Raw genomic sequence first — 673 nt, forward strand, 5'->3', positions numbered from 1 at the left:
CCTGCCCCCGCTTCTGAGCGGCAGCCGCAGCCTTCAAGGCGTTGCCGATCTGGGCGTACTGGTTGCTCGGCTGGGCGGGCTGCACAGCAGGGTCCGACGAGAACCCGCCCGGTGCCGGCTTGGTGGTGAGGGGCGGGCCGAGATGCAATCGCAGGTGAACGAGACGATGCACGCCGCTGGCGAGGCGATTGCGACGCTTGTGCTTGGCGGCGCACCGGAGGTGGTCATCGGCGGCTACAGTCAGCAGGTCGCGTTCATCCCCAGGCGGGTGGCGCATGCCTGATGCGACACGTCCGGCTCGCCTCACTGCGTGGCTTGGCCGGGGCACGACGGCCCGCAAGGCTGCGCGGCGGTCCACCGCGACGCAGGCCCGCATCATGCTGGCGCCCTTCGGTCCCGGGCCGTGATTCTGCGCAGCAGCCGCAGCCTGCACCGCGATGGCCATCTCGGAGTACTGGTGGGTGGGCGCGGCGGGCTGCGCGGCGGGTCGCGCGGAGAACCCGCCCGGCGCCGGCATGGTTGTGACGGAGTGGCTCGACAGGGACGCCGCGGCGGAAGTTGCGTCGGCGTGCCCCGCCAGGGCCGCCGCCTGGCCCATGATGCCGCTCAACCCGACGGCCGACCGCTGGACCTTTGTATCGATGGGGGCGCAGCCGGGTGAGGCGATGGCGTG

Annotated in this window: 1 protein-coding gene and 1 pseudogene; both read left to right on the forward strand. The window is 72.4% G+C overall.

What is annotated here, in order from left to right:
• A pseudogene (locus MKK82_RS11570) lies at positions 1–283 on the forward strand (hypothetical protein); the annotation flags it as partial.
• A 154-nt stretch (positions 284–437) separates the two neighbouring features.
• Positions 438–673: hypothetical protein (locus MKK82_RS11575; protein WP_243985771.1), on the forward strand; the 236-nt coding region annotated here is incomplete at its 3' end.

This window comes from Methylobacterium sp. E-046, from assembly GCF_022829625.1.
GTDB classification, from domain to species: Bacteria; Pseudomonadota; Alphaproteobacteria; order Rhizobiales; family Beijerinckiaceae; genus Methylobacterium; species Methylobacterium longum.